This is a genomic window from uncultured Thiocystis sp., assembly GCF_903866365.1.
Lineage (GTDB): Bacteria > Pseudomonadota > Gammaproteobacteria > Chromatiales > Chromatiaceae > Chromatium.
The window spans coordinates 1-3,290 of record NZ_CAIPNF010000115.1; the positions used below are offsets into that span (position 1 = coordinate 1).

Here is a 3,290-nt window from a genome sequence, read left to right on the forward strand (position 1 = left end):
AGAGCCGTGGACTCGTCTTCCGCCGACTCATGGAGCAGGCGGTCGTTACCGAGCCCGTCACTGAAGCCGCAGTGACGCATGGCTATAAGTGGTGACCACAACATATAGGGCGTGGAGGCACTCACCGACCACCCCCCTTCCCGAATACGACAACGCCAGAGGCCAAGGAGGTGCTGGAGCGCGTCCGAGTCACGGTGGAGCAAACCGAGATGGCGAGGCCGCAGGGATCGCGGGTGCGCATCACCGCGTCGTTTGGCTTGACAGCCTTTGTCTCGCAACGGACGGAGCTGGAGATCCTCTTCAAGCACGCCGATCAGGCGCTGTACCAGGCGAAAGCGCAGGGACGCAATCGGGTCTGTATTGGGGATGCCTGACCGGTCTTCCTTCCTGCCGTACCGGGCGAAGGCTGGGGTGGGACGAACCCCAGCTAACGCCGCCGTCGATGCTGGGTTTCACTCCCGTTCACACCAGCCCGCACCGGCGCGTGGCGCGCGTCAGCCGGGAGAGCGTGCGGATCGTGGCGGAGTTGCCGGGGTTGGGGTGATGCGGAATGGACGCGGGCAGGGTTGAATCTCGGTGGGCTATACTGATGGCATCGATTGACGCGGCACGAGGGCCGAACGATGGAAACGATTTTTGACTACGCCCCGACACCGGAAGAGTTGCGGTATTTCGCCGGGCCGTTTAGCCAGTCTGACTATCTGCACGGTTTGAGCGAAGATGAGGCGGTCAAGGACTTGTGTCGGCTGTTTGGAATGCGCGGGGAAGCGGCGCGCGCGCGCGTGTATGCCGACCGGATCGCCGACCGCGATTATGTTCGCTTTACCCTTTACAACGGTGATTTGATCGCTCCAACCGCTGCTGAAAACAAGGATTCTCGCGCGTCGAGCAGGTCCAAGGCGGCTTGAATCCGCGCGGGTGCCGTACCGCTTTTTTTCGCCAAAAGACGACTGACGATCGCTGTTCCAAGCAACAGATCGGCCTGCGCGTTGATGGTCGCCAAGTCGCCCGCCAGCGCTTCCGTCGTCAAGCCAAGCGCGACAGTCACCCGCAAAAAACGCTGCACCAGCGGCGCATAACCGTAGCCGTTTTCCATGACCCAGGTTTGGTGCTGTGCTTTTCCTCCTAGCCGCTCAATAAAACGCGGATAGGTCAGCCGCGCGACGACTTGATTCAGCGTCTCCGCGAACAGGCGCGCGAGATGCTCCTTCGGAAGCTTCGCTACCTGATTCATCCCCGTCTGCCGGTTATGCCAGATTTCATGCCAGAGGGATTCCAGCGCGTATTCCTCTTCGCGCGTCATGCCGCGACGTTCCGCGCAAGCCGCCAGACCGCCGAACAGATCGCGCCGCGAGTTGAAGCCTTGGTGCTCGATTTCGCGGAACCAAAATCCGCCCTTGCCATCGGTCGCCATGTAGAAATCATCATCCGGCCCACCCTCGCGCACAAAGGCGACGCCGCGCGGCAGATCGCCGGGTAGTCGATAGGCATATTCGCGGAGCAGCACCTCCAGCGTCGACAAATCCTTGGCAGGGAAGCGTCGCGCCAGGCCGCGAATCGGCCAAGCGGCAAGGGCATCGTCGGCGTTGGTCTCGAAGGCAGTCATCAGGCGAGTATCGGCCCGCCCCGCCTTCGCGGCAATCGCCCTTCTCAGCCCCTCGGTCGGCGCGGCCAGAATGTCATAGTCCCAGCCCGGATCGGGGCGCGGGCGCGCATCGGATCGAAACCATTTCACTGCCCAGATGGGCACTTTAGGAGTACCACCATGACCACCCAACAACTCGCCAACGTCACCCCGCTGAACGCCATGCAAACCGCGCGCGCCGCGCCCACGGCAATTCAATCCACGTCGCGAAAGCGCGCGGCAAGCCGCCGCTGGTCGTTCAGCAGTTAATGCAGCCGGAGACCCGCAGACCAGCAGCAGACGCCGGGCGATCAGGATTGCGTCACGACCGGACGCGCGCGCGAGGATGTTAGTCGTCGAAGCCAACGCATCCAGGTTCAGCCGCCTCTCATTGGGCGCTCCAGGTCTAGCAGACGCGCGAGACGTTCGTGGTTACGCGCTGTCACGCTGAAATTTCTGGTTACGTTCCAACCAAACCACCAGCGACGCATGCGCAATGCGGTGATGACAGCCGACCAGGAAGGAGTCAAGGGCGCGGGGATTGGCCGGACGTGCGGCGGGATGCTCGGCCAGACCGCAGAGCGCGAGCAGGGTCGAGCGCGAAATCCGCAGCAGTTGACAGACCTCGCCGGGGCGGTAGACGGCCCGTGGCGGGATGCGCTCGGCGTGCAGGAGGTCGGCAAGCTGGTCCGGGAAGATCCGGGCGGGGCGTTTCGGCTCGTCTCGAAAGATAGCGGGTTTGATTCGCTGATTGCGCATCTCCGGTGCGCGGCCTTGATGTGGAGCGATGGCATGAACTGCCCGGAAGTCCTCCGGTCGCTATTGGCGTTACTGCTGCGCTGATTTGACCACCGCCGCAAAATCCGGAACCGGCAACTCAATGATCTCGTCCCCGGCCTTCGCCAACTCACGGAAAGAGTTAAATTCCAAATAGATGTTTGGCCCCACATGGGCCTTAATGCGCTTGGCGATTGCCAATCCCGCTCTGTCGGAAGCATCCCAATCGAAAGGCTTGGAAGAACTCCACGGCTCAACATTCTCATCGATATTGTCGTGCCAATGCCTGAGCGATGCAGTGAGCGAATCAGGTAGATTCAGATCCTCCGGGCCGTAGCAACCTCTCACTGAGACGGAGCCGGGGAACGGGATGCCCCAAATGCCATCGGCGCTCCACTCAAACTCAATCCGAAAAAGCTGCTCGTACCTCGTGAGATAGTGTTGCTCGATAAAGCGCCACAATGGGAGCTGATCCTCGACACGCAGATCCTTGTAGAACGCGGGCCGGTGGTTGGCCAAATCATGCTCCAGCCATAGTTGATAGCGATCAGGATACAGGAGCGCGCTCAAGTCAACCTCCATTCAAAATCTTTACACAAATCCAAACAGGCAATCGTAAAGACAGCAGATATATTGCGGCTGACGCTTCATGTACGCTTGGTATTCCGCATCGGATAAGTCGTCCGAATCATCGTCTTCGGCGTCATCGCTCCAGAGCGGATGCGTCACGAACGGCACATCTTCCTTCCTCACGTTTCGGAGTTCAAAATCGGCGCAAAACTGGCTTTAATCGTTTGTTTATAAAGGATAATGGCCTCAAGAATGGTAAAATGTCAGGTGCTTGAATCATGACAACCACTCAAGAGGCCACAATGAAGACTCTCACATC

General features: G+C 60.0%; 6 protein-coding genes. 3 read left to right on the forward strand and 3 right to left on the reverse strand.

The annotated features are described in order from the left end of the window. Window positions 1–104 precede the first annotated feature (104 nt). Together QZY07_RS07025 and QZY07_RS07030 are read left to right on the forward strand one after the other, a co-directional pair. Window positions 105–374 carry a diguanylate cyclase gene (locus tag QZY07_RS07025; RefSeq protein WP_295401063.1) on the forward strand — a complete coding sequence of 90 codons (270 nt, stop codon included), beginning with the start codon at window positions 105–107 and terminating at the stop codon, window positions 372–374. 249 nt (window positions 375–623) lie between these two features. Next, window positions 624–908: a hypothetical protein gene (locus QZY07_RS07030; protein ID WP_295401050.1), complete on the forward strand. Its 285-nt coding sequence runs from the start codon at window positions 624–626 to the stop codon at window positions 906–908. On the opposite strand, the gene QZY07_RS07035 is transcribed toward QZY07_RS07030, so the two are convergent. Then, complete coding sequence (locus QZY07_RS07035) at window positions 830–1,750, reverse strand: hypothetical protein (protein ID WP_295401053.1); 921 nt, start codon at window positions 1,748–1,750, stop codon at window positions 830–832. The two genes, QZY07_RS07030 and QZY07_RS07035, sit on opposite strands and share 79 nt — an antisense overlap. Window positions 1,751–1,765: 15 nt before the next feature. Here QZY07_RS07035 and QZY07_RS07040 point away from each other — a divergent pair, with 15 nt between their 5' ends. After that, a complete protein-coding gene (locus QZY07_RS07040; RefSeq protein ID WP_295401056.1) occupies window positions 1,766–1,894 on the forward strand; it encodes a hypothetical protein in 129 nt (42 codons plus the stop codon). Between the two features lie 162 nt (window positions 1,895–2,056). On the opposite strand, the gene QZY07_RS07045 is transcribed toward QZY07_RS07040, so the two are convergent. Together QZY07_RS07045 and QZY07_RS07050 are read right to left on the reverse strand one after the other, a co-directional pair. Then, entirely contained in the window at window positions 2,057–2,383 is a 327-nt protein-coding gene (locus QZY07_RS07045; protein ID WP_295401059.1) for a hypothetical protein, read from the reverse strand. 69 nt (window positions 2,384–2,452) lie between these two features. Continuing rightward, the gene (locus QZY07_RS07050; RefSeq protein ID WP_295401061.1) at window positions 2,453–2,971 is read right to left on the reverse strand and encodes a hypothetical protein; all 519 of its coding nucleotides are present in this window, start codon (window positions 2,969–2,971) and stop codon (window positions 2,453–2,455) included. Window positions 2,972–3,290: the final 319 nt, after the last annotated feature.